This is a genomic window from Myroides sp. DW712 (assembly GCF_046557355.1).
Classification (GTDB): domain Bacteria; phylum Bacteroidota; class Bacteroidia; order Flavobacteriales; family Flavobacteriaceae; genus Flavobacterium.
Genome location: NZ_JBKFDO010000010.1, coordinates 113,488 through 136,698, shown reverse-complemented (window position 1 = coordinate 136,698; position 23,211 = coordinate 113,488). Strand labels below are relative to the sequence as shown.

Genomic DNA, 23,211 nt, shown 5'->3' with positions numbered 1-23,211 from the left:
CCCATTTCGAACAGAGAAGTTAAGCCCGCTAGCGCAGATGGTACTGCCACATGGTGGGAGAGTATGTCGTCGCCCTTCTTTTAAAAGCCTGATTACGCAAGTAGTCAGGCTTTTTTTGTTTACAGTTGACAGTGAACGGTTTACGCTAGAGAAGGGAAATGGGAGATGAGTGTTTTCCTCACCCAATCCTCACCCAATCTAACCCAATCTAACCCAATCCTCACCTAATCCTCACAAACAACAAATACCAAAAAAAATGTAACGTTTTCCTTTTTTGTGTACTAACTTCATTAGTAACCAAACCTTACGATATGATTCGTTTCTTTTTTGCTTTTGTACTATTTTTTTTATCCTTGACTGTGAGTTATGCACAACAAATCAAAGAAAATTCCATTCTTTGGGAAATTACGGGGAATGATTTAGTAGCACCTTCTTATCTCTTGGGGGACTTTTCATTTAGTGTGTGAGCAGGATTTACACCTAGCAGATAAAGTTTATACTGCTATAGATGCTGTCAATCAGATTGCCCTAGAGGTAGATTTGACAGATATTGAAGAACTAGTTATTGTTCAGCAGTTTATGACATCTAAAACGTCGTTGTCCTCTCAATTGACAAAAGAAGAACAAGCAGATTTTCAGCGTTTATTAAAGAAAAAATATCAAATCGATTTAGAGTCTGTCGATCAGCTGCACCCTATTATTTTGATAGGTATGTTGGCTGCGAAAGATGTTGCTTGTCCTGTCAAAGGGTATGATATGGAAATTTTACAGATAGGATTGAGCAAAAAAAAGAATTTATTGGTTTAGAGCATTTTAGTGATCAAATAAGACTAATCAATCAGGTTTATACTGCTAAAGAAATTCTAGCCCAACTGTACGAAGATGAAGTGGACAACTATGAGGTATTGGCAGCTGCTTTTAAACAGGAAGATAGTAATGCGCTTTATCAATTGGCAGTAGATTCGAAGCAGTTAACAGCTGAGGGTAAAACTATGTTGATAGATAACCGAAACCAAGCTTGGGTAGAAAAAATGGTAGAGATTATGCCAAAAGAGCGTACCTTGTTTGCTGTAGGTGCTGGACATCTGGCAGGAAAACTAGGTGTAATCGCCTTGCTTCGTGCGAAAGGATTTACGGTTACGGCAATTTTAAATTAGAAGTTAGTGCGCATCAACATAGAAAAAGAATTTTTAGAACGGATTAATGAACATAAAGGTATCTTGTATAAGATAGCTAAACTCTATATGGATACTGCCGCCGATCAGGAAGATCTTCACCAGGAGATGATTTGTCAGCTTTGGAAATCTTATCATACGTTTCAAGGAAATAGTCAGTTCTCAACTTGGATGTATCGCGTTTGTTTGAATACGGCTATAACGTTTTTTAAAAAGGATAGTCAAATTACTAAAACAACGTTTCGTTTAGGAGAGGAGGAACATCAATTAAAAAGTGAAGAAAGCAATGAGGAAATTGAACAACAACTACATTATCTCTACAAAGCGATACATGAATTAAACGATGTAGAGAAAGCACTTATCTTTCTGTATTTAGAAGGATTTTCCCATCTGGAAATAGGTAGTAATCTAGGTATTTCAGAAGGAAATGCACGTGTAAAACTAAATCGAACAAAAAATAAACTACAAGAAATAATTAAAGGAAACGGATATGAATTTTGATGAGATAAAAAAATCATGGGATAATCAGTCGGTTCAATCACCGAATATAACCGAAGAAACGCTATCGGCTTCCATTAGCCGGTTGCCCTTAGATCGTATTCGAAAAAATGCCTTGACTGATATTATATTACAAACGGTGGCTGTGATTGGAATCGCCTTTTTTCCTCAACTATATACCATGCCAGAAGAAAATTGGTTTTTCTTTTATGGGGTTTACGTTTTATTTGCTGTGGTATCTTTTTACTATATTATCAAGATGACGTTGTTTTATCGCTTATCGAATACCTTAGAGATGAATTCAAGAGACAGTTTGTATGAGGTGTATTTTCACACGCGTATGTATGTACAGTTGTATGAGAATTTCTGTTTCTCTATCGCTCCTTTTGTAGTCTTTTTTATTCCATTTTTTGTTGGCTTTCCTTTAGATAAAATTAGTGTCCTTTTTACCCAATGGATCTTTGTACTGTATTTGATTGTTTTATGTGCTGTTGTCTTTTTTACTTGTAAATATTGGATTAAGCGACTATATGGTCGTTATCTCAAGCAAATGAAACAGAACTTAGATCAATTTAAATCGCTAGAATAAGAGGAAATTTTAATGTAATTAGTGACAGTATATCAAATGAAAGTAAAGGAAATTATAAGAGATGAGCGAAGTGTTGTTCGTTTAGCGTTTCGTTTCTTTCTCGTTGGAATCCTTCTTGGTGCTTATGTTGCGTTTCGATCAACTTAAGGAGCTATAAAGAAAAATAGAAAGTCCTAGCGAACTAGGACTTTTTTATGGATTAAATGAATTTCATTTTTTGAATTCGCACGGCATTCAAGATAGCAAGTAAGGCTACTCCCACATCAGCAAAAACAGCTTCCCACATGGTAGCTACCCCTCCAGCACCTAGAATCAGTACAATTACTTTAACTACTAAGGCCAAGGTAATATTTTGAATCACGATTTTACGGGTTTCTTTTCCTATGTGAATTGCTGTGGCAATTTTAGAGGGTTGGTCTGTTTGGATGACTACATCTGCTGTTTCAATCGCAGCATCACTACCTAGGCCTCCCATGGCAATTCCGACATCACTTAGGGCTAATACAGGCGCATCATTAATTCCATCTCCGACAAAGGCAATGGAACTTGCTGGATTATCTTTCTTCAATTGCTCCACTTGTTCCACTTTTCCTTCTGGTAATAAGCCACCCAAAGCAAAATCGATACCTGTTTCTTTGGCTACTTTTTGCGTGATGGTGTCCTTATCTCCACTCAACATAATCGTTTTCTGAACCCCCATAGTCTTCATTAATCGAATCGCATCTTTGGCGTCTTCTTTGATTTGATCAGCAATGGTAATATAACCCGCATATCGATTACTGATAGAAACAACTACAATACTTTCGACAATATCATCTACTGCAGCTGGATAAGCAATGTTGTGTTGTTTGAGTAAAGCTGTGTTTCCAACGAGTATTTCTTGATTGTCAATCACACCAGCTAATCCTTTACCTGAAATTTCTCTTACATTTTCTGCAACCAATGTGGTTGGATAGGCTTCTACAATGGCTTTTGCAATAGGGTGGGTCGATTGCTTTTCAATGGCTGAAACGAGTTGTACAAATTGATCTTGTGGTAATGTGGTTTCTACTTGTTGTACTTTAAATACTCCTTCAGTCAACGTTCCAGTTTTATCCATTACGACTACGTCTAATTTTGCCATGAGCTCTAAGAAATTAGATCCTTTGAACAAAATTCCATTTCGAGAAGCAGCTCCAATTCCTCCAAAGTATCCTAAGGGAACAGAAATAACCAACGCACAAGGACAGGAGATTACCAGGAATACCAAGGCTCTTTCCAACCATTGCGTGAAGGAATAAGCTTCCCCTAAGAAGAAGTAAGGAATAAAGGTTAAGGCTACTGCTAAAAAGAACACAATGGGGGTGTATATTTTGGCAAATTTTCGAATATATAATTCTGTAGGTGCTTTTCGCGTACTCGCTTCTTGTACCATTTCTAAGATTTTAGCCAAAGAGCTATCTTGATACAATTTAGTTGTACGGATTTCAATCACTTGTTCTAAATTGATCATTCCTGTAAGAACCGTCTCTCCTTTTTTATAGGTAGAGGGCTTGCTTTCTCCCGTTAAGGCAGAAGTGTTGAAGCTTCCTTTATCAGAAAGTAATTCACCATCCAAAGGGATTTTTTCTCCTACTTTAACCTGAATGCGTTCGCCAATTGCTACTTCCTCTGGATTGACCACAGTAAAGGCATTGTTTCGAAATACATTTGCTTCGTTTGGACGAATATCCAACAGCGCTTTAATATTGCCTTTCGCTTTATTTACTGCCGATTCTTGGAACAGTTCTCCAATGGTGTAGAATAACATTACTGCAACTGCTTCTGGGTATTCACCAATAGCAAAAGCACCTAAGGTGGCTATACTCATCAAGGAAAATTCATTGAAAAAATCTTTTTTAAGCAAGAGCCCAAAGGCTTCTTTAATCACGGGGAACCCAACAGGAACATAAGCGGCTATGTACCAAAGCACACGTAGGGTCGGGGTGTTGATAAACCAATCTGCACGGAGGACATTGGCAAAGAAAACACCTAAAAAGAACATCACTATACTAAAGCCAATGGTCCATTTATTACTCATTTCTCCGTGGTTGTGATCGTGGTCGTCATGACTGTGATTATGTCCTTGATGATTGTGATTGGATGTGGGTTTTTTGTTTAACTCCAATTTTGAGTTGCAACAACTATCTTTATCTTGATGTATCATAACGCTTATTTTGAATTGTTCTACAAAGTTAAGTACTTCTAAACAATATAAATAGGCGTGAAGCATGTTTGCAACGCTGCTACATTTTGGTTTACGGTTTACGTTTACGTTTCACGGTTTACCCTTTCACCCTCAAATAATTCTTTTTAAAAATATACATTAACGGAAAACTTCTACAGCACATCCAAACGGCAAAGGCAATCCAGACGCTATACAGTTGAAAACCAAAATAATCTAGAATAAGTAAGGTAGGAAGAAAACCGCAAAACGTAGCGAATATTAAGTTATTTCTCAAGAATTTAGCATCACCCATTCCCTTAAAAATTCCGTCATAGACATAAGCGAGTGAGTTAATGGGTTGAACCAATAAAATTATCCAAAAAACAGAGGTAAATACGCGAATTACATCCGGATCTTGATTGAACAGTAAGCCGATTGGTTTATAGAAGGCAAAACAGATGGAAAGCAGTATAATTGAGATGATAATGGCGTATTTACTAATGACTTTACTCATGTTCCATAGGGCGGTGTAGTTTTTTTCTCCCAGTAATTTTCCCGCCATTGCGTTTCCTGCTGTGGCATACCCATCGATAAAAAAGGAGAAAAACAGCCAAATATTCATCAGTATACTTTGGGCGGCGATAAAGCTTTTTCCATAACCTGTAGCATAGGCATTAGCCAAGTAAATCGCTATATTTAGTGTAGCGGTTCGAATGATGAAGTTGAAGCTCATGATGATGAAAGGCTTCAAGGTTGGGTTGATATTTTTACTCAAGCGCATGCTAAAAGGCGTGTACTTGAAGAAGTAGTAAAAAGCCATAAGGAGCATCACGGTTTGTGCGATGACACTCGCATAAGCTGCGCCTTTGATGTGATAGGCAGGGAGGATTCCCTCTATTCCATACACCGAGAGGTAAGTCAATACTACATTGAGTGCAGCACCCGTTAAGCTGCATTTCATAGCCCATATCGTATTCTGCAGCCCTCTAAAAACGCCATAGAGTGCAAACGTAATCAGGGTTAAAGGAAAGCCCCAAGCGCGAATTAAATAGTACTCTTTTGCATAGGTAAGCAGTAGTCCTTCAGCATTATAGGCGGTGAAAATTTCGTGTACGAAAAAAGTGGTTGTGAGGAACAAGAACAGACTAAGAGCAAAATTAAACAGAATCGCTTGTGGAATTAAAGTCTTGATTACTGTTAATCGATTGGAACCGTAGTGTTGAGAAACTGTAGCAGAAAGCGATGTTTTAGTTTGGGCAACGACCCATATAATAGCAGATAAGAATGAACCTACTAAACCAACAGCCCCCAAAGCTTCTACACTGTTTTCTCTGATGTTTCCTACGATAGCAATATCTGTTAAGGTGATTATGGATTCTGAGATACCAGAAAAAATGGCAGGTATTGCCAGTTTGTTTATTCCTTTAAAGGTAATGGATGGTTGCATGTGTTTTTGTCCTTAAGCAAAGGCAAAGGTCGTCAAAAACCAAGAGTTAAAAAAATGTTCCTAACCCCATCAGGTTAGGAACATCTTATAAAAAAAAATTAATTGAATGATTAAAAACGCATCCCTACACCAAAACCAATCAACATAGGGTCAATTTTTACTTTAGCAGGAATATCTAACTGTTGTCCTGTAGGATTTAGATTTGTTGCATCAACTGTTACGTCTGTTTTCAAGAATAATTTTTTGAAGTCAACGTTGATAAAGAATTTATCCGTGATGTCGATATCAAATCCGAATTGGTATCCCCAACCAAATTTATTATCATATGAAATATCCTTTGCTATTCCCGATTTTTCATTGTAGAAAATCGTGTAGTTTACCCCAACCCCTACATACGGTTTGAAGTTACTTGTTACTGGATAGTGGTATTGTACCATTAACGTCGGCGGTAATAACCAAACACTACCTAAGTCTACATTAGCAACAGCATCTCCCTTAATGGCAGTCAAATCTGAACCTAAGGTTCCAACCGTATGTCTTGAAGTACCTAAAATTAACTCGGCAGCCAAGTTTTCTGTAAAGAAATACGTAAAGTCAAGCTCTGGAATAAAGTTGTTATTCACATCTATTTGTCCTCCAATTGTGCCGATATCAGCTCTGTTGTGAGGAATCACGCCCACACCTCTTAGGCGTACTTGCCATTTGTAAGAGTCTTTCTCTTGTGGTGTTTCTTGAGCAGTTGCTGTATTACCCATTAATAAAACAGCTCCTAATAATGATAGAAATAGCTTTTTCATAGTTATCTGTATTACAATTATACTTTAACAAAAGTATCTATTTTTTTAATATAAAAACATGATTTTTATCATTGTGTTATATTTTTGTTTAGATAATATTTGAATCTACTGGATAATTTGTTTTATTTAAGATAAATTATTATTTTTAAAGATAAGACAAAAAAAGATGAAAAAAACAATAGTATTAGGTGCTTCTTTGAATGAAGAACGCTATTCCAATCAAGCAATTCGCATGTTGCGCGAATATGGACATCCAGTAGAGGCTCACGGTTTACGTGCCGGAAAAGTAGTAGATGTAGAAATTCAAACGGAATTGAAACAATATCCTGATATCGATACGGTTTCTCTCTATCTTAATCCACAACGTCAAGAAGCGTTTTACGAGTATATTATTCAGTTAAAACCAAAACGCGTGATTTTTAATCCAGGAACAGAAAATCCCGAGTTGTATAAGCGGTTAATTCGCCATAATATCGGATACGAAGAAGCTTGTACGCTAGTATTACTCCGTACGAATCAATTTTGATGTAGTGCTAATACACAACAGTAGTAGTAAGGTAATTAATGCGTTGACAAGAATTAATTCGTTGTCAAAAACGTAGCCGTGGAGTAAAGTCGTTGCATTATTGCTAAACCACAGCGTAGCAAAAGGCGAAAGTAGACAGATATACGGTACTAATTTATCTTTGACTTGTCTATTTTTAAAGAGAATAGCGAAACTAAATAACCCTAATAGGGGGCCATAGGTATAGGATGCAATTTTAAAAATCATGCTGACTACGGAAGCATCATTGATGGCATTGAACAAAATAATGACCAAAAACATCAGGATTGAAAAGCCAAAGTGAACGACTTTTCTTCGCCAAACATTAGAAGGATTGTCTTTTTGTTTATCCATGTGCAAGAAATCGATACAAAAAGAGGTGGTTAGAGCCGTTAAAGCGGAGTCTGTTGTTGCAAAAGTAGCGGCAGTTAATCCCAATAAAAAGACCAAAGCAGGAATAACAGCTAGATGATTAAAGGCAATTTCGGGGAATAGTAAATCAGTACGTGGTTTTTGGGTTACAGCATCTAAGGGTACTTCAATCCCCTGGTTGTTGGCGTAAATATACAAGAGGGCTCCGATTCCCAAGAAAAGCAAGTTAACAAGAACAAAGATTCCAGTAAAAGAATACATATTCTTTTGTGCTTCTTTGATGTTTTTACAGCTCAAGTTCTTTTGCATTAAATCTTGGTCCAATCCTACCATAGCAACGGTTACAAATACACCACCTAAAAACTGTTTGATAAAGTGATAACGACTTCCCATAAAATCCTCAAAGAAGAAAATCTTGGAGTAATTGCTATTTTTCACTTCTTCAAAAGCCTGAATAGCCGATAGATCCAGTTGATGACAGATGAAAATAATGGTTAAGATAACAGAGGAAACTAAGAACAATGTTTGGAGTGAATCGGTAATAATAATGGTTTTTAATCCTCCTTTATAGGTATAGGCGTAAATCAAGAGCAGCGCGAGTAATACCGTTGCAAAAAAAGGAATGTCATAATAGTCAAATACATAGCGTTGTAGGACAATGACTACGAGATACAAGCGAAAGGCAGAGCCTATGGTTCGACTGAGTAAGAAGATGGAAGCTGCACTTTTATAGCTGTAAAAACCCAATTTTTTTTCGATGTAGGTGTAGATGGATACCAAATTATACTTGTAGTATAACGGTAGGAGTACGGATGCCGTGATGATAAATCCTACGGCATTCCCTAAAATAAACTGAAAGTATTTAAACTGTTCCCCATTGGGAGAGCCCACTTCGCCTGGAACGGAGATAAAGGTGACACCCGATAGAGCTGTTCCAATCATTCCAAACGCAACCAAATACCATTTAGCATTTTTGTTTGCACTAAAAAAAGCATCATTACTGCTGTCTTTTTTACTGGTTAACTGGGAAATTCCAATAAGCATTCCAAAGTAAAGCGCGATAATGAGGATAATAGTGATGGGCGTCATGGTAACCGTTTTATTTATCGTTCGAAAAAGTCAAAAGTAAGTAAATTTTTGTATTCACTGGTCTTGTGTAACATGAAATCACGAAATGGCTTGATTACAGATGAATAATGAAATCCACAGATTGTGCCTCTGTTAAGCGTAGAAAATAGTTGTATATTTTATATCTTTGCGCTATGGATTTCCCTTCAAAACTATTAGAAAAAGCAGTAGAAGAAATTTCTCAACTGCCTGGAATTGGCAAGCGTACGGCTTTGCGATTAGCCTTACACTTATTAAAACAACCTGAAGAGCAAACCTCGCGTTTGGTGGGGGCATTGGATAAAATGCGCCGCGAGATTAGCTATTGTAAGAGCTGTCACAATATATCTGATGCAGCGATTTGTGAGATTTGTGCCAATCCGGCTCGCGATCATCAAGTCATTTGTGTAGTAGAAGATGTACGCGATGTAATGGCCTTAGAAAATACCCAATTATTTAAAGGAATTTACCATGTGTTGGGAGGGAAAATTTCTCCTATTGATGGAATCGGACCGAGTCAGTTGAATATTCAATCCCTGATAGAAAAAGTGAAAGAGGGAGAAGTAAAAGAACTTATTTTTGCGTTGAGTTCAACGATGGATGGGGATACCACCAACTTCTATATTTATAAGCAAATTAAAGATTTTGACGTGATTACTTCTACGATTGCAAGAGGAATTGCCGTTGGAGATGAGTTAGAATATGCGGATGAAGTAACTTTAGGACGCAGCTTGGTTCATCGTGTTCCCTTTGAAAATGCGTTTAAAGCCATCTAAAAGCTAGGTTTTAGTTCCATTATTCCAAGAAAATGCCGTACAATGTTTTGATTTCAGTTATGAATTAGAGCAATGTACGGCACTTTGTTTTTATTCCCCTTATTTTTACTAATCATAAATTACGCTAAATTTATTGTTAGACTTGTCTAATTTTGTAATTTCGTACCTCTAAACAAAAATAGAAATGAATTTATCGGATTTACAATTAGGAAGCAAGGGGACGATTAAAGGCATCGCAAAAGGATGTCCTAAAGAAGTACATCAGCGATTTCTAGATTTAGGATTTGTTGCAGGAGCTGTTATCGCTGTGCATAGCATAAGTCCTTTAAAAGATCCGGTAGCTTATTCCATTTATAATACAATTATTTCTTTGCGCAAAGAGGATGCCAAAATGGTGCTACTCGAAGCCGAGGTTTAATTTAGAAGAAAGGACGTACTATGATGACACATTCAGCCTGTGATTTATGTGATTTAAATAAAGCTGCGGATTTAAAAAAATTAGGCGATCTATCGGGTAAATACGATTATGCGATTGCCCTAGCTGGAAATCCAAATACAGGAAAGAGCACGATATTTAATGCACTGACAGGACTTAAACAACATACAGGAAACTGGCCTGGAAAAACGGTAACCCGAGCAGAAGGAAGTTTCTCTTATGGAGAGCAAACCTATCGTTTGGTGGATTTGCCAGGGACTTATTCCCTCATGTCTACCTCTGAAGATGAAGAGGTAGCACGAGATTATATTTTATTTGGAGAACCCGATGTCACGGTGGTGGTGGTGGATGCAGGACGATTGGAACGCCATTTGAGTTTGGTAGTTCAAATTCAAGAGATTACTTCAAAAGTCGTGGTTTGTTTAAACCTAATGGATGAGGCAAAACGCCATGGCGTGGACATTGATGTTCGCGGGTTATCTCGTGATTTGGGCGTGCCTGTAATTCCAACCTCAGCGCGAAGTAAAGAGGGGATTACGGATCTTTTACATGCCATTGATCAAGTAGCAACAGGCAAATTTGTAGCCGAACAAAAGAATATTACTGGAATTTCAGGAGCTTCAAGAAAAGCCGTGCAAGATATCGCTGCAGATTTAATTGCATTAGATCCTAATCTACCTAGTGTGTCGTGGATTGCCATGCGCCTGATTCAACAGGATCCTAGTATTCAAACAGCTTTGGCCAGTGGAACCTTGTCTCCTGCTATTGGAGAGCAACAAATAACACCGATTCTTGCGAAAGCACAACAATACAGTGAGCATTTAGGACTTGATTATTCGGATAATGTAGCAAGTGCAATTTTTGCTCAAGTGTCTAAAATTGTACAAGGACGTGTTCAAGTAGATGAAAATCAACGCGCTTTCCGCATGGATCGCTTACTCGATCGCATTGTAACGAGTAAAACTTTTGGCTTCCCTCTCATGCTCTTGTTGTTGGGCGGGGTACTTTGGCTGACGATTATCGGATCGAATTATCCTTCAGAAGCCTTATCGTATCTCTTATTGGAGCAGTTGTATCCCTTCTTGAAAGAAAGCGCGGTACAGTTGCACTTTCCTTGGTGGTTAAGTGGATTCTTGGTAGATGGAGTTTATTTGGCTACCGCTTGGGTAATTGCAGTAATGTTGCCTCCTATGGCCATCTTTTTTCCACTGTTTACCTTACTAGAAGATTTTGGATATCTTCCTCGTGTTGCATTTAATCTCGATCGAATTTTTAAAGGGGCTGGTGCACATGGTAAACAAGCTTTAACCATGAGTATGGGGTTTGGTTGTAACGCGGCAGGTGTTGTGGCTACGAGGATAATTAATAGTCCTCGTGAAAAATTGATTGCTATTATCACCAATAATTTTTCACTTTGTAACGGACGTTGGCCAACCCAAATCCTAATGGCAACCATTTTTATCGGTGCTTTAGTGCCTAAATATATGGCTCCTACAGTCTCTACGCTTGCTGTAGTAGGCATTGTGGTGTTGGGAATTGCTTTTACTTTTTTCACGTCTTGGCTGTTATCTAAAACCATGCTGAAAGGGGAGTCTTCGTTTTTTACATTAGAATTACCACCGTATCGACCGCCAAGAGTCTGGCAAACGGTTTACACCTCTTTGATTGATCGAACGTTAATTGTACTTTGGCGTGCAGTGGTATTTGCTGCTCCAGCGGGTGCTATTATCTGGTTGGTGTGTAATATCAACATTGCAGATAAAAGTGTAGCGCTTTGGATGATCGAAGGTATGAATCCTTTTGCGATGATTATTGGGTTGAATGGAGTGATTTTATTGGCCTATATTGTCGCTATCCCAGCCAACGAAATTGTTATTCCTACAATCTTAATGTTGACAGCAATGGTATTAGGTGATGCTTCCCTAGGAGAAGGAGCAGGGGTGATGTTTGAAGTATCGGATGGTGAAATTGCAACGATTCTCCAAATGGCAGGATGGACCACTTTAACTGGGGTAAACCTTATGCTATTTAGTTTGTTGCACAATCCTTGTAGTACGACGATTTATACCATTTATAAAGAAACGCATAGTGTCAAATGGACGACAGTAGCTTCAATTTTACCCATTATCTTTGGTTTAGTGGTATGTTTTACTGTAACACAGCTTTGGCATTTATTCAGTTAATGAAAGAGAAATAAAAACAGAAAAGTCGAGTAATTTACTCGACTTTTTCTTGTTTTAAGCCTGTTCCAATTGGAATTTGAGGGCCTAAATATTTAGGTTTTTTATCAATCAATTGATCGAGTAGTACTTTTACACGGGCGAATTTTTCACGTACTAGCGTTTTGAATCCGTATTTGCGCGTAACATCTTGGGCGTTGAATCCCACCGTTTTTAAATTCAGATGATTGGCAATATAAACCGCTCTTTCGTTGTGAAAGGGCTGGGAAATAATAGTAAAAGCCTCTTCATTGAAAATCGCTTGCATGCGATAAACGGAATCTAAGGTTCGAAAACCAGCATAATCCAAGTAAATCCGATCTTTGGGAACACCACGTTCAATTAGGGCTTCTTCCATGTCTTTGGGTTCGTTGTAATTGGCCTGACTGTTATCTCCACTAACTACAATGAAATCAATTTTACCCGCGTGATACAGCTGGGCTGCTGCTTCCATCCGATAGGTGAAATAATAGTTGAGTTGCCCGCCACCAAGATGTTTGGCTGTTCCTAAGACCATTCCTACTCTATGGTAAGGAATTTGCTCAAGGTCGTCGAAAAGTTGGTCTTTTGTACTGGACGATACTTGTGCATTGGCCCACCAAATAAAGCTGAGTAACAACAAACCTAGTACGATAACTCCTAGTATTATTTTTTTCATATCACACGATTACAAAGGATTAATACCAGCGTTTTTTATTTTTCTTTGAATTTTCTGATTTACGCGAATTAGCATTCTTATTGCGGTAATCCTTTTTAGGCGTTGCTTCTCCTTTTTTCGGTTCTTCTTTCCAAGGATAAGGATGATCAGTTACAATTTTAGGTTGAGTGCGTGTAAATTTTACAATGGCTTCCCAATAGGTCTTTTCTGATTTATCGCAAAACGAAATAGCCACTCCTTCGTTTCCTGCACGCCCTGTACGTCCAATACGATGAACAAAGGTTTCAGGAATATTAGGTAAATCGTAATTGATAACTACAGGCAAAGAACTAATATCAATTCCCCTTGCGGCTATATCAGTAGCCACTAGCACTTTGGTTTCTTTATTTTTAAAACTATCCAAGGCTTCTTGTCGCAAGTTTTGAGATTTATCTCCGTGAAAAGCTGCAGCGTTTACGCCGTTTTTTTGCAACGCTTCTACTACCGCATCTGCCCCATGTTTGGTACGGGTAAAAACCAACACATCACTTAGTTTTTGGTTGCGAATCAGGTGGTATAACAGTTTTTTCTTCTCGCCTTTTTCAACAAAATAAACCTGTTGTTTCACTGTTTTTGCACTAGAAGATATGGCATCAACGGCAACATATTCTGGTTTTTTTAGAAAGTTATGTGCCAATTCTCGGATAGGCAAAGGCATGGTAGCTGAGAATAACAAGGTTTGTCTTGTTTCTGGAGTCAGTTGGATGAGTTTTTTAACATCGTCAATGAATCCCATGTCTAACATTAAATCCGCTTCATCTAGGACTAAACAATGGATGTGATCTAAATCTAAGTGTTTTTGCTTGTGTAAATCAAGTAAACGACCTGGTGTTCCAATAATAATATCAGCACCTTTGTTCAGCTGTTCAATTTGTGGCTTACTTGATACTCCTCCGTAAATAGTGAGTAAAGTTGCATTGGTATACTTGGCGTATAGCGTAAAATTATCTGCAATTTGTTGGGCTAATTCTCTCGTTGGGGTAATGACTAAAATACGTGCATTTTTGGTGCGCTTGGTATTACCCAATCGGTGAAGATAATGTAAGATAGGCATGGCAAAAGCCGCCGTTTTTCCCGTTCCTGTTTGGGCACATCCAATGACATCTTTTTCTTGGAGGACCAAGGGAATTACCTTTTCTTGAATGGGAGTAGGAGACTGATAATCAAGTTCTCCAAGGGCGCGTAGAATATTTTTGTTAAGCTGTAAATCTTCAAATGTCATAACCTCTGTTTATAGTATCAGACAAAGGTACGCGATTTGAAGATAATTAACGAAAGACCACCTAAAAAAGGTGGTATTGTTCTTGTTAATGTATTGCTTGTCAGTTTGTTAGGATAATAATGCTTGTTGTATTTCTGTTTTCGTCGCTCTCGCTCTTGCAGCATCTATTGCTAGGGCGAGTAAATTGCCGTTGGAATAGAGGACCGCATTTTTCAGTTGGGCTAACGCAGTATTTACTTTTTGTGTATCACGTTGGAGAGGAAGGGGGATATCCTTAGAAACTGTTGTTGCTTTTGCTTTCTCCTGTAGTTCTTGTTCATTCAAGTTTTGTTGAATAGACAAAAGAAAGTCTGACGATAAATGCATTGTATCCTCCTTTTGTTGTACAATCTCCCATGCTTTTTCAGCGATGCGAAAGGTAAGGTTTTCGAGATAATAACTACCACCCCAAGGATCAACTGTGTTAGCTCCCTTTATTTCTTTTTGTAAAAAGGTATGAAGTTGTTCCACGGTATACGCAGTTTGAATTACCGCATTCTGGCCTACAACTAATGTTTGCGCTCCACCAAAAATAGCTGCAGTTGAGGCTATTGTGGCAGTTGTTAGATCTTCTTTTTCGTTTTCTTCTTTGGTAGGAAGTTGTGCATGAAGGTGCAAGGCTAAGGCTTGCTCATTTTTGGGTTCAAATGCATGAAGAGTCCTTGCCCAAACTAAGCGGATGGCTCTCATTTTGGCAATCTCCATCAGAGGATTTAGTCCCATTTGCCAGATAACAGCAAGGTGAGTCGCCGTGTAATCCACAGGAATTTGCGCCTTGCGTCCGGCAGATACATAAGTTAGTCCTTGCATGACGGTATACGCAATTTCTTGATCAGCTGTACAATTTGCCTTTTTTAATTGCTGATTGGAAAGCGATAAGACTTGAAAGTGTGGTGCATATTGGGAGACGTAGACTAAACTATCGTGAATCGCGCGCTGTAAAATTGCCGCGTGTGCAGGGACGAAACCAAAAGAATCGTATTGCAAGTTTCCGCGAAGGAGTTTCATCGGGATACCTTCTTCTTCTGCCGCTACGAGATAGAGCGCTAATAAGGGAAGAAAAGCTTCGTCTGTGCGAATCGTAGCGATTACGTCTCCTAAAGGAAGTTGATGTAAAAGCAGTTTCATTTCTTCAACACTTTGAATAGCAAATCTTTTTATGTGAGAGGATTCCTGTTGACTTTTAGAAGAATGAAAATCAAAAAACAAATCTTTTTGACCTCGTTCTATCTGAGTGTGATAAAAGCTATTTGCTTCCTCTAAAGTATTGTTTTGCAAAGCGTGTTGAATTTTCCACGGTTGTTGCACATACATCAACGGAGAAATTCCTCTAACAAAGGGAGCAAATCCTGCAGCAAAATCAATTTCTTCTAGGCATTCAATATCTTCTTCGGTATAGTGTTGCTGGTTGGGTGTTCCTGTAGGGGTAGTACCAACAATAGCAGTCGATGGAGTAGGGAAGGAAGAAGCATCCCATTTCAAATGTTGTAAATCCTTTCTTTTCATACGACGTACTCTTATTTCGTTTCTGCTGTTAGTCTTTTTTGTTCTTCTAGTTCTGCTAAACGCCTTTCGATTAGGGGAACAACTAGAGTTTTGCGTGGATTTTGTTTCACAAATGGATACAATTCCAGTTGCGGTTGTACCTGTTCCTGTGGAGTAGTTAACGTATTGATACCTACTAAAACCTCTTGATTGGCTTGAAATAAAGCTTGTTCCTTTGCTGCAGATTCATTGATTTTACGTTGAATGGTGCCCTCGTGAATAGAAGTAATAAAACCATCCGCTTTTTCAATTTGCTTGAAAATGTCCAAAGCTTTTTCTACTAGTTGCTTGGTGAGATCATCTAGGTAATATGTTCCATCTGTAGGGTTGTCAACCCAATCTAAATGTCCTTCTTTTTTGAGGAGTAACAATTGATCTCGCGCCATTTGTTGACTGGAAAAATTATCTTTGCGATAGAGTGCATCGTAAGGAAAGTTACCCACATAATCTGCACCACCTAAAACAGCACTTAGACACTCCGTTATGGTGCGCATTTGGTTGATGGTTGACGCATAAACGGTCTTGTTTCGCTTGGTTGGTACCGCAATAATTTTGATGTTTACCTGGTGTTGGGGGTATTCTTGTCCAATTAGCTGAACAAGTAAACGCAATGCCTTGAGTTTTGCTATTTCAAAAAAGAAATTGGCACCTATAGCAACTTCAATAAAGATAGGCTGTTCAATAGCCACTAGTCGCGTGAAATACTCATTCAAATGACTACAGGCATAAGCAATTTGTTGGATGGTATTGGCTCCTGCGTTCTGATAGGCCTTGAGATCAATAACAAGGTGTATTCCTGGTTGTGTTTGAATTAGAGATTCAAGGATAGTGAAATCTTGCGGAAGGCTGTGAAACCAGTTGCCATCTGTTACGAGTTGATGAATCGGATCAACGAGAACATGAATCGTATAGGCCTGTTGTTTTGCCCATAGGATGACTTGTTTGATATAAGTCTCTTCTAAGAAGGCAAACCTAAAAAAATAAACCCCTTGTTGAGGTAAAGCAAGCAGTAATTGTTGCAAGTTAATTTTGGTGTGAGGTATCGTAAAGTAGAGCGCTTCCGTTCCTTTTTGTAAGGAAGTCAAGGCATTCTGTATGGATTTATCAACATCGTAAACATAAATGGGTTGAAGGATGCTCCACTGGGATGTTTTGGTATCTACAGTAAAAGATTGTCGATCATCCCTATGGTAAAACGGACGCACTTTAATGCCTTCCAAACTCTCCCAAACGAGGGTGGTATTATAATCGGCTCCCGCTAGTTCATATTGAATTTTATTCTTCCATTGTTTAGATGGAATGGAATAGAAGGGTTCGAAAAGTTGATGATTCATAGTAATAAGACCTCAGTTTATTGGGAAGATAAGGTATCAAATTCAATGATAAAAATATCTTCATTATCTCGCTTCATATAATATTTCTCTCGCGCATATTTTTCGGTTGCATCACCATCTTTTAAATTCTTAATGGCTTGCTTATCCTTGTCTATTTCACTTTGGAAATAGTCTCTTCGTTCTTCTAATTTGTCTATCTCTTGATCAATCGTATGATGTTCGATTAGGGAATAGCTATCAAAGAAAACAATCCAAACAATAAAGCCAACAGTGATTAAAAAAAACGGGTTTTTCACTATTCGGATATAACTCAGTTTGCGAAGCATGCTTTTTGAATCCATTGGCTTACTTGTTTTAAGGTGGTATAAAGTTAACCTATTTTCTCGTTAATTACAGTACGAACAATATCAATTGCTACCGTATTATAGGTATCGTTAGGAATAATAATATCCGCATGAGCCTTTGATGGCTCAATAAATTGATCATGCATGGGCTTTAACGTGTTTTGGTATCGGTTTAAAACCTCAATCATATCGCGTCCCCGCTCTGCAATATCGCGTTTTAATCGGCGAATTAAACGCTCATCTGAATCCGCATGGACAAAAATTTTAATATCACATAATGCACGTAATTCGGGATTACACAAAATTAAAATCCCTTCAACAATCATCACTTTTCTGGGATGAGTTAAAACATAATCGTCCGTTCTGTTGTGTTTCACAAACGAATATACGGGTTGATTCACACTTTTTCCTTCTTTTAAATCTTTTAAATGTTGAACCAATAAATCAAAGTCAATCGATCTGGGATGATCAAAATTGATTAAGGTTCTTTCCTCTAAACTAAGATTGTCAGTCGCTTTGTAATACGAATCTTGCGAAATGATACCAACTTCCGTTTCTGGCAATTCGTTCATGATTTGATGAACCACGGTTGTTTTACCGCTTCCTGTTCCGCCTGCAATTCCAATAATTAACATGTGTGCTCTAAAATTTTTAGCAAAAGTATAAATTAATCACAGGGTGGAAAAACATTTTTGAGATTTAGGTATATGTTCACTTTTGAAATGTTGATTTTGACGGGATAAAAAGAGGATTATATTGGATAATCAACAGGTAAAGGCTCTATTTGTACTTAATCTAATTTAAAAAAAGTTATATTTGTCCTTCATCCCCAGGATAAATCAATTGATTTTTATACTAATAAAGAAGATATATGGCAAAGAAAAATGTAGATCGTGGAATTTTTACACTAAAAGATAGAACGTATATTACCCCTCATTATATCCGTATTACCTTAGAAGGAGCGGATACACAAAAATTTAGCCGCACGACAATAGGTGCAAACAACAAGATATTTTTAGCACCAGAAGGTTGTGATCAAGTACATTTGCCTGAATTTGATTATGAAAAAGGACAATGGGTTCCGATGGAGGAATCGATTCGTCCAAGTGTTCGTACCTATACCCATAGAGGGATTGATTTAGAAAAGAATGAGTTATATGTAGATTTTGTAGCCCATGGAGATGAAGGACCCGCTTCCAAATGGGCGATGCAAGCGCCAATTGGCGCACCATTAGGGGTAGCTATGGGAACAGAACCATCGGAGTTATTTCCTGAAGTTCAACGTTATATCTTAATTGGAGATGCAACCGCCATCCCAGTATTAGGTGCTATTCTAGAAGATTTACCCGCAGGAGCACCCACGCAAGTTTTCTTGGAAGTAGAAACACAAGAGGATATTCAAGAATTGCCATTTAAAGCGGATGCAACCATCGAGTGGATTATTAATCCAACACCAGGGCAGAATACAGTCTTAGCAGATCAAGCACTTGCTTATATTGAAGCACAGGGCGAAATGGAATCTAAATTTGCCTATATTGCTGCAGAATTTTCTACGGTAAAAGTGTTGCGTAACTATTTACGCAAAGAAAAAAATTGGACGAAAGAGGAGCTTAATGCTTATTCGTATTGGAAATTTGGAAAAGCTGAAAATGTTTCAGAAGCAGATCGCCGTGCTGAAAAAGCGAGTTTAGATTAAGTTTTTGAAAGTATAAGAAGAATAAACATACATGTTTGTATTGTCAAGAGGTAGATTCACTAATTCAATACCTTTAATTAAATCGAAGAGAGGCTGTCTTTTGGGATGGCCTCTTTTTTTTGCTCTTTGTTCTTTGTTGTTTGCTCTTTGTTGTTTGGGTGAGATTGGATGAGGATGGATAAGAAGTATTTAGTTTTGTCAAAAGAACAAAAAAAACAAAAAAGCGAAAAAACAAAGAATAAACAACAAACGAATTTCAATTATTTAGTTTGATAAGACAGATTATTTCTTACCTTTGTAGGCTGAAATAAAAATTCAATCATTTTAAGTTCTTTAGTAGCATGTTAAATCGAAGACACATTCGTATCAAGGTTATGCAGACGCTTTATGCCCTGCACCAAAGTAATTCTGACCAACTTCAAACCGGTGAGAAATTTTTAAACCACAGCATGGATAGTACACAAGAGTTGTATTTATTAATGCTAACCCTCCTGATAGAAATTCGAAAAAAAGAAGAAGAATACATCGAGATTTCTCAGAAAAAACATTTAGCTACTTACGAAGAACGCAATCCAAATAAGAAATTTATCGAAAACCAAGTACTTGAGTTATTGAGTAATTCGACCTCTATTAGCAATAAGGTAGAAGAGCGAAATATGACGTACTGGCAACGCAAAGATCACTATGTGCAGTTGGTATTAGATGAAATTAAGGCGAGTGAGTTGTACAAAAATTACATGCAGGCAAAGACACGTTCCTTTCAAGAGGATCAGGCCTTTATTGTGGATTTATATACAGAGATTATTGCGCCAAATGAAAGAATATACGATTTTGTAGAGGATACAAAATTGACTTGGGTGGATGATTTACCTGTGGTTAATACTTTGATTCAAAAGCAATTGAGACAATTGAAGAATGCAGAACAAGCGTTTTTTGTACCCAAGGTATTCAAGGATGCAGAAGATAAAGATTTTGCTGTAGATTTGTTCCGTCGTACGTTTTTAAATGGGGTTGAATTGGCTAAAGAATACCAGGGTAAAACCCCAAATTGGGATACGGAACGTATTGCTGCTATTGATATTGTGGTGATGAAAATGGCCATTTGTGAGATGTTGCGCTTTTCTTCCATTCCAATAAAAGTAACAATAAATGAATATTTAGAAGTGGTTAAAGAGTATTCTACACCAAAAAGTAGTATATTTATCAACGGTATCCTTGATACTATTTCGAAAGAACTAGAAACACAAGGACGATTGAATAAAATTGGAAAAGGACTTTTATAAGAGGAATTAACCCTAATAACTATAACTGAAATGAAAAAAGTGTTGATGATGTCATGTGTAGCTTTGTTATCCTTGGCAGCTTGTAAAAAAAATGAAGCATCAAGTCGTATTAATGAAGAAAATATGGCAAAAGTTGAGCAAGAAGCAATAGAAAAAAAGAATCAAGGTAGTCCTAAAATGGAATTTACTGAACTTGCACATGATTTTGGTACAATCGGTAATAATGAATCAGTAGAAACAGAGTTTGAATTTACCAATACAGGTGATGCAGATTTAGTAATCATCGATGCTCGAGCGACTTGTGGCTGTACAGTTCCAGAATATCAAAAAACGCCAATTAAACCAGGAGAGAAATCGAAACTAAAAGTTAGATTCCAAACGGGAGCAGTTGGTCAACAACAAAAAACCGTTACGTTAACAACGAATACAGAAAAAGGAGAAGAGTTGCTAACAATTAAAGCAAACGTTTCTCCAGCAAACTAATTTTTTAATATTTAATATTTTATGGAAGGTATACAACAATTTTTACCTATGATTTTCATCTTTGTTGCGATCTATTTTTTTATGATTCGCCCGCAACAAAAGAAAATGAAACAAGAAAAGACATACGAAGCTAGTTTGAAAGTAGGCGATCGTATTGTAACTAAATCAGGTTTACACGGAAGAATTGCTGAGTTAAATGAATTAACAGTTGTTGTAGAGACAATGGCAGGGAAACTTTTAATGGAGCGCTCTGCTATTTCTATGGATATGAGCCAAAAACTTCAAGAGAAAAAATAATATACGATGTATAGGTATAGATAAGAAAAAGGCATTGCGAGAGCAATGCCTTTTTTTATGATATAATATGAGTAGTTACGTTCGTAATTGGTAGTGGAATTAACGCATTGGTACTACTCCTTTTTGATGGAGTCGAAATACATAATCAAATCAATTAAACGAGAAGAATAGCCAATCTCGTTATCATACCAACCCACCACTTTGACCATGCGATCCAGTACAGAGGTTAGCTGAGCATCGAATAAGCAGGAATGGGTGTTACCAATAATATCTACAGATACAATTGGATCTTCCGTATAAGCTAGAATTCCCTTTAATTCATTTTCTGCTGCATCTTTAAAAGCCTGATTGATTTCTTCAATGGTAATAGCGCGTTGAACATAGCAGGTAATATCTGTTAAGGAACCATCTGGTACAGGCACTCGGATTCCCCCCCCGCCAATTTTACCTTCGTATTCTGGGAAAATCTTAGTTAAGGCTTTAGCGGCTCCTGTAGTAGTAGGTACAATGGATTGAGCAGCTCCACGGGCTCTTCTCAAATCTTTATGGGGTTGATCGTGTAAACTTTGATCGGTGGTATAGGAGTGAACCGTCGTGATATAGGCTTGCTCCATCCCACATAGTTTTTTGATAATCTTGACCATGGGCGCTGCGTTATTCGTGGTACAACTCGCATTGGAAATAATCAATTCCTCTCCCGTTAAAATAGCTTCATTTACACCTAAAACAATGGTTTTTATCTCATTGTCTTCTGGAGGAACAGATAAGATAACGCGTTTGGCTCCTTGTTGAATATGTTCTTCCAATAAGGCTGTGGTTTTGCGTTTCCCTGTTGCTTCTACGACATAGTCAACCGCTAAGGCTGCCCAAGGTAAATCAGCGATGTCTTTAGAACGAAAAAAGGGAATCTTCTGTTGATTGACAATCAAGTAATTGTCTTCATGTGAGACATCAGCAGATAAAATACCGTGAATACTATCGTATTTAAGTAGATGTGCCATAGTTTGCACATCAGCTAAATCATTTATAGCAACAACTTCAATGACAGGGTGGTTGAGCAATAATTTAAAAAGGTTTCGGCCAATGCGTCCGAATCCATTAATCGCAACGTTTATTTTTTTCATTGGTTGTAAATGCAGATGGTCGCTGAGAAGCGACCATCAATATTATAATTATAAAATATGTTTTTGAGCTTTGTATGATGAACGTACTAAGGCACCACTTTCTACGTGTCTGAATCCTAATTCTAACCCGATTTCTTCGTATTTTTTGAATTGCTCTGGGGTGATGAATTCTTTTACAGGTAAGTGTTTTTTACTCGGTTGTAAATACTGACCAATCGTGATAACATCTAATCCCACAGCTCTTAAATCATGCATGGTTTGGATCACTTCTTCTTCTGTTTCCCCTAATCCAAGCATAATTCCCGACTTGGTGCGTTTAGCGCCATTATCTTTTAAGTATTTTAATACTGCTAAGCTGCGATCGTATTTGGCTTGAATTCGAACTTCTCTAGTTAAACGGCGAACTGTTTCCATATTGTGAGAAATCACTTCTGGAGCTACTTCAAGGATGCGATCTAACAGACGCTCTTCGCCTTGGAAGTCTGGAATTAACGTTTCCATGGTAGTTCCTGGACTAATGCGGCGAACCGCTTTTACGGTTTCGGCCCAAATGATTGACCCTCCATCTTTTAAATCATCACGGTCTACACTGGTTAATACCGCGTGTTTAATATTCATTAATTTAATCGAGCGCGCTACTTTGTCTGGTTCATCCCAATCCACTGTCTCTGGACGTCCTGTTTTTACACCACAGAATCCACAAGAACGCGTACAGATATTACCTAAAATCATAAACGTAGCCGTTCCTTCTCCCCAACATTCTCCCATATTCGGACAACTACCTGAGGTACAGATGGTGTGCAATTTATACTTGTCCACCAATCCTCTTAATTCAGTATATTTTTTACCTGTAGGCAATTTTACACGTAACCATTTTGGTTTGGCCTGTGGTTGTATATTTTTGTCTAAGATTGTATCCATACTTTCATTTTATCAAAGTACAAATATACTGAAATCTTCTCTTTTATCTCGGTTTTTTCCCGAATTATAAAAGTGGATACA

Annotated in this window: 24 protein-coding genes; 12 read left to right on the top strand and 12 right to left on the bottom strand. The window is 37.7% G+C overall.

Translation table 11 applies throughout. The features are described from left to right. Positions 1 to 459: 459 nt before the first annotated feature. The 4 genes from ACLJX0_RS10015 to ACLJX0_RS10000 are packed head-to-tail and all read left to right on the top strand — an operon-like array spanning position 460 to position 2,262. Positions 460 to 807: a TraB/GumN family protein gene (locus ACLJX0_RS10015; RefSeq protein WP_410880090.1), complete on the top strand. Its 348-nt coding sequence runs from the start codon at positions 460 to 462 to the stop codon at positions 805 to 807. Then, complete coding sequence (locus tag ACLJX0_RS10010) at positions 777 to 1,157, top strand: TraB/GumN family protein (RefSeq protein ID WP_410880100.1); 381 nt, start codon at positions 777 to 779, stop codon at positions 1,155 to 1,157. The genes ACLJX0_RS10015 and ACLJX0_RS10010 overlap by 31 nt, the downstream gene beginning before the upstream one ends. 6 nt (positions 1,158 to 1,163) lie before the next feature. After that, positions 1,164 to 1,676, top strand: a complete 513-nt coding sequence (locus ACLJX0_RS10005; protein WP_410880088.1) for an RNA polymerase sigma factor — start codon at positions 1,164 to 1,166, stop codon at positions 1,674 to 1,676. Next, on the top strand, positions 1,666 to 2,262 hold the full coding sequence (locus ACLJX0_RS10000) for a hypothetical protein (RefSeq protein WP_410880086.1): 597 nt from the start codon (positions 1,666 to 1,668) through the stop codon (positions 2,260 to 2,262). The genes ACLJX0_RS10005 and ACLJX0_RS10000 overlap by 11 nt, the downstream gene beginning before the upstream one ends. Positions 2,263 to 2,461: 199 nt before the next feature. Here ACLJX0_RS10000 and ACLJX0_RS09995 read toward each other — a convergent pair whose 3' ends face one another. The 3 genes from ACLJX0_RS09995 to ACLJX0_RS09985 all read right to left on the bottom strand — a co-directional run bounded on the left by ACLJX0_RS09995 (position 2,462) and on the right by ACLJX0_RS09985 (position 6,691). Further along, entirely contained in the window at positions 2,462 to 4,447 is a 1,986-nt protein-coding gene (locus tag ACLJX0_RS09995; RefSeq protein ID WP_410880084.1) for a heavy metal translocating P-type ATPase, read from the bottom strand. 118 nt (positions 4,448 to 4,565) lie between these two features. After that, on the bottom strand, positions 4,566 to 5,894 hold the full coding sequence (locus tag ACLJX0_RS09990; protein ID WP_410880082.1) for an MATE family efflux transporter: 1,329 nt from the start codon (positions 5,892 to 5,894) through the stop codon (positions 4,566 to 4,568). Between the two features lie 110 nt (positions 5,895 to 6,004). Continuing rightward, on the bottom strand, positions 6,005 to 6,691 hold the full coding sequence (locus ACLJX0_RS09985; RefSeq protein WP_410880080.1) for an OmpW/AlkL family protein: 687 nt from the start codon (positions 6,689 to 6,691) through the stop codon (positions 6,005 to 6,007). A gap of 166 nt (positions 6,692 to 6,857) precedes the next feature. On the opposite strand from ACLJX0_RS09985, the gene ACLJX0_RS09980 reads away from it, so the two are divergent. Further along, positions 6,858 to 7,217: a CoA-binding protein gene (locus ACLJX0_RS09980; protein WP_410880078.1), complete on the top strand. Its 360-nt coding sequence runs from the start codon at positions 6,858 to 6,860 to the stop codon at positions 7,215 to 7,217. Here the strand turns inward: ACLJX0_RS09980 and ACLJX0_RS09975 are convergent. Then, positions 7,194 to 8,696 (bottom strand): sodium:solute symporter, encoded by a 1,503-nt coding sequence (locus ACLJX0_RS09975; RefSeq protein WP_410880076.1) that lies wholly within the window; start codon positions 8,694 to 8,696, stop codon positions 7,194 to 7,196. The genes ACLJX0_RS09980 and ACLJX0_RS09975 overlap by 24 nt on opposite strands. Before the next feature lie 173 nt (positions 8,697 to 8,869). On the opposite strand from ACLJX0_RS09975, the gene recR reads away from it, so the two are divergent. The 3 genes from recR (at position 8,870) to feoB (ending at position 12,109) form a co-directional block, all read left to right on the top strand. Next, positions 8,870 to 9,490 carry a recombination mediator RecR gene (gene recR, locus ACLJX0_RS09970; RefSeq protein WP_410880074.1) on the top strand — a complete coding sequence of 207 codons (621 nt, stop codon included), beginning with the start codon at positions 8,870 to 8,872 and terminating at the stop codon, positions 9,488 to 9,490. 184 nt (positions 9,491 to 9,674) lie between these two features. Continuing rightward, positions 9,675 to 9,908 (top strand): ferrous iron transport protein A, encoded by a 234-nt coding sequence (locus tag ACLJX0_RS09965; protein WP_410880072.1) that lies wholly within the window; start codon positions 9,675 to 9,677, stop codon positions 9,906 to 9,908. Between the two features lie 23 nt (positions 9,909 to 9,931). After that, entirely contained in the window at positions 9,932 to 12,109 is a 2,178-nt protein-coding gene (gene feoB, locus ACLJX0_RS09960) for a ferrous iron transport protein B (RefSeq protein WP_410880098.1), read from the top strand. 34 nt (positions 12,110 to 12,143) lie between these two features. On the opposite strand, the gene ACLJX0_RS09955 is transcribed toward feoB, so the two are convergent. The 6 genes from ACLJX0_RS09955 to udk form a co-directional block, all read right to left on the bottom strand. Next, on the bottom strand, positions 12,144 to 12,803 hold the full coding sequence (locus tag ACLJX0_RS09955; protein ID WP_410880070.1) for a vancomycin high temperature exclusion protein: 660 nt from the start codon (positions 12,801 to 12,803) through the stop codon (positions 12,144 to 12,146). 19 nt (positions 12,804 to 12,822) lie between these two features. Continuing rightward, positions 12,823 to 14,064, bottom strand: a complete 1,242-nt coding sequence (locus tag ACLJX0_RS09950) for a DEAD/DEAH box helicase (protein WP_410880068.1) — start codon at positions 14,062 to 14,064, stop codon at positions 12,823 to 12,825. Between the two features lie 108 nt (positions 14,065 to 14,172). Next, positions 14,173 to 15,609: a methylmalonyl-CoA mutase family protein gene (locus ACLJX0_RS09945; protein WP_410880066.1), complete on the bottom strand. Its 1,437-nt coding sequence runs from the start codon at positions 15,607 to 15,609 to the stop codon at positions 14,173 to 14,175. Between the two features lie 11 nt (positions 15,610 to 15,620). Next, positions 15,621 to 16,982: a methylmalonyl-CoA mutase family protein gene (locus ACLJX0_RS09940; protein WP_410880065.1), complete on the bottom strand. Its 1,362-nt coding sequence runs from the start codon at positions 16,980 to 16,982 to the stop codon at positions 15,621 to 15,623. Positions 16,983 to 16,999: 17 nt separating this feature from the next. Further along, a complete protein-coding gene (locus ACLJX0_RS09935; RefSeq protein WP_410880063.1) occupies positions 17,000 to 17,323 on the bottom strand; it encodes an FtsB family cell division protein in 324 nt (107 codons plus the stop codon). A 29-nt stretch (positions 17,324 to 17,352) separates the two neighbouring features. Then, entirely contained in the window at positions 17,353 to 17,961 is a 609-nt protein-coding gene (gene udk / locus ACLJX0_RS09930) for a uridine kinase (RefSeq protein WP_410880062.1), read from the bottom strand. 236 nt (positions 17,962 to 18,197) lie between these two features. Here udk and ACLJX0_RS09925 point away from each other — a divergent pair, with 236 nt between their 5' ends. The 4 genes from ACLJX0_RS09925 to yajC all read left to right on the top strand — a co-directional run bounded on the left by ACLJX0_RS09925 (position 18,198) and on the right by yajC (position 21,085). After that, positions 18,198 to 19,022, top strand: coding sequence for a siderophore-interacting protein (locus tag ACLJX0_RS09925; RefSeq protein WP_410880061.1), 825 nt, complete (start codon positions 18,198 to 18,200; stop codon positions 19,020 to 19,022). 341 nt (positions 19,023 to 19,363) lie between these two features. Next, positions 19,364 to 20,305 (top strand): transcription antitermination protein NusB, encoded by a 942-nt coding sequence (locus ACLJX0_RS09920; protein WP_410880060.1) that lies wholly within the window; start codon positions 19,364 to 19,366, stop codon positions 20,303 to 20,305. Positions 20,306 to 20,335: 30 nt separating this feature from the next. Continuing rightward, the gene (locus ACLJX0_RS09915; RefSeq protein ID WP_410880059.1) at positions 20,336 to 20,788 is read left to right on the top strand and encodes a DUF1573 domain-containing protein; all 453 of its coding nucleotides are present in this window, start codon (positions 20,336 to 20,338) and stop codon (positions 20,786 to 20,788) included. Between the two features lie 21 nt (positions 20,789 to 20,809). Then, positions 20,810 to 21,085, top strand: a complete 276-nt coding sequence (gene yajC, locus ACLJX0_RS09910; RefSeq protein WP_002990410.1) for a preprotein translocase subunit YajC — start codon at positions 20,810 to 20,812, stop codon at positions 21,083 to 21,085. 113 nt (positions 21,086 to 21,198) lie between these two features. On the opposite strand, the gene gap is transcribed toward yajC, so the two are convergent. Together gap and lipA are read right to left on the bottom strand one after the other, a co-directional pair. Continuing rightward, positions 21,199 to 22,209 carry a type I glyceraldehyde-3-phosphate dehydrogenase gene (gene gap / locus ACLJX0_RS09905; protein ID WP_410880058.1) on the bottom strand — a complete coding sequence of 337 codons (1,011 nt, stop codon included), beginning with the start codon at positions 22,207 to 22,209 and terminating at the stop codon, positions 21,199 to 21,201. Between the two features lie 48 nt (positions 22,210 to 22,257). Beyond that, positions 22,258 to 23,130, bottom strand: a complete 873-nt coding sequence (lipA, locus tag ACLJX0_RS09900; RefSeq protein ID WP_182628213.1) for a lipoyl synthase — start codon at positions 23,128 to 23,130, stop codon at positions 22,258 to 22,260. Positions 23,131 to 23,211: the final 81 nt, after the last annotated feature.

Bases quoted from the DNA above. Each gene is read 5' to 3' on its own strand.
- lipA (WP_182628213.1), bottom strand. From the start codon at position 23,130: ATGGATACAATCTTAGACAAAAATATACAACCACAGGCCAAACCAAAA.
- recR (WP_410880074.1), top strand. From the start codon at position 8,870: ATGGATTTCCCTTCAAAACTATTAGAAAAAGCAGTAGAAGAAATTTCT.
- gap (WP_410880058.1), bottom strand. From the start codon at position 22,209: ATGAAAAAAATAAACGTTGCGATTAATGGATTCGGACGCATTGGCCGA.
- yajC (WP_002990410.1), top strand. From the start codon at position 20,810: ATGGAAGGTATACAACAATTTTTACCTATGATTTTCATCTTTGTTGCG.
- ACLJX0_RS09965 (WP_410880072.1), top strand. From the start codon at position 9,675: ATGAATTTATCGGATTTACAATTAGGAAGCAAGGGGACGATTAAAGGC.
- ACLJX0_RS09985 (WP_410880080.1), bottom strand. From the start codon at position 6,691: ATGAAAAAGCTATTTCTATCATTATTAGGAGCTGTTTTATTAATGGGT.
- ACLJX0_RS09950 (WP_410880068.1), bottom strand. From the start codon at position 14,064: ATGACATTTGAAGATTTACAGCTTAACAAAAATATTCTACGCGCCCTT.
- feoB (WP_410880098.1), top strand. From the start codon at position 9,932: ATGACACATTCAGCCTGTGATTTATGTGATTTAAATAAAGCTGCGGAT.
- udk (WP_410880062.1), bottom strand. From the start codon at position 17,961: ATGTTAATTATTGGAATTGCAGGCGGAACAGGAAGCGGTAAAACAACC.
- ACLJX0_RS09955 (WP_410880070.1), bottom strand. From the start codon at position 12,803: ATGAAAAAAATAATACTAGGAGTTATCGTACTAGGTTTGTTGTTACTC.
- ACLJX0_RS09920 (WP_410880060.1), top strand. From the start codon at position 19,364: ATGTTAAATCGAAGACACATTCGTATCAAGGTTATGCAGACGCTTTAT.
- ACLJX0_RS09915 (WP_410880059.1), top strand. From the start codon at position 20,336: ATGAAAAAAGTGTTGATGATGTCATGTGTAGCTTTGTTATCCTTGGCA.
- ACLJX0_RS09980 (WP_410880078.1), top strand. From the start codon at position 6,858: ATGAAAAAAACAATAGTATTAGGTGCTTCTTTGAATGAAGAACGCTAT.
- ACLJX0_RS09935 (WP_410880063.1), bottom strand. From the start codon at position 17,323: ATGGATTCAAAAAGCATGCTTCGCAAACTGAGTTATATCCGAATAGTG.
- ACLJX0_RS09975 (WP_410880076.1), bottom strand. From the start codon at position 8,696: ATGACGCCCATCACTATTATCCTCATTATCGCGCTTTACTTTGGAATG.
- ACLJX0_RS10000 (WP_410880086.1), top strand. From the start codon at position 1,666: ATGAATTTTGATGAGATAAAAAAATCATGGGATAATCAGTCGGTTCAA.
- ACLJX0_RS09990 (WP_410880082.1), bottom strand. From the start codon at position 5,894: ATGCAACCATCCATTACCTTTAAAGGAATAAACAAACTGGCAATACCT.
- ACLJX0_RS09945 (WP_410880066.1), bottom strand. From the start codon at position 15,609: ATGAAAAGAAAGGATTTACAACATTTGAAATGGGATGCTTCTTCCTTC.
- ACLJX0_RS09995 (WP_410880084.1), bottom strand. From the start codon at position 4,447: ATGATACATCAAGATAAAGATAGTTGTTGCAACTCAAAATTGGAGTTA.
- ACLJX0_RS09940 (WP_410880065.1), bottom strand. From the start codon at position 16,982: ATGAATCATCAACTTTTCGAACCCTTCTATTCCATTCCATCTAAACAA.
- ACLJX0_RS09925 (WP_410880061.1), top strand. From the start codon at position 18,198: ATGGCAAAGAAAAATGTAGATCGTGGAATTTTTACACTAAAAGATAGA.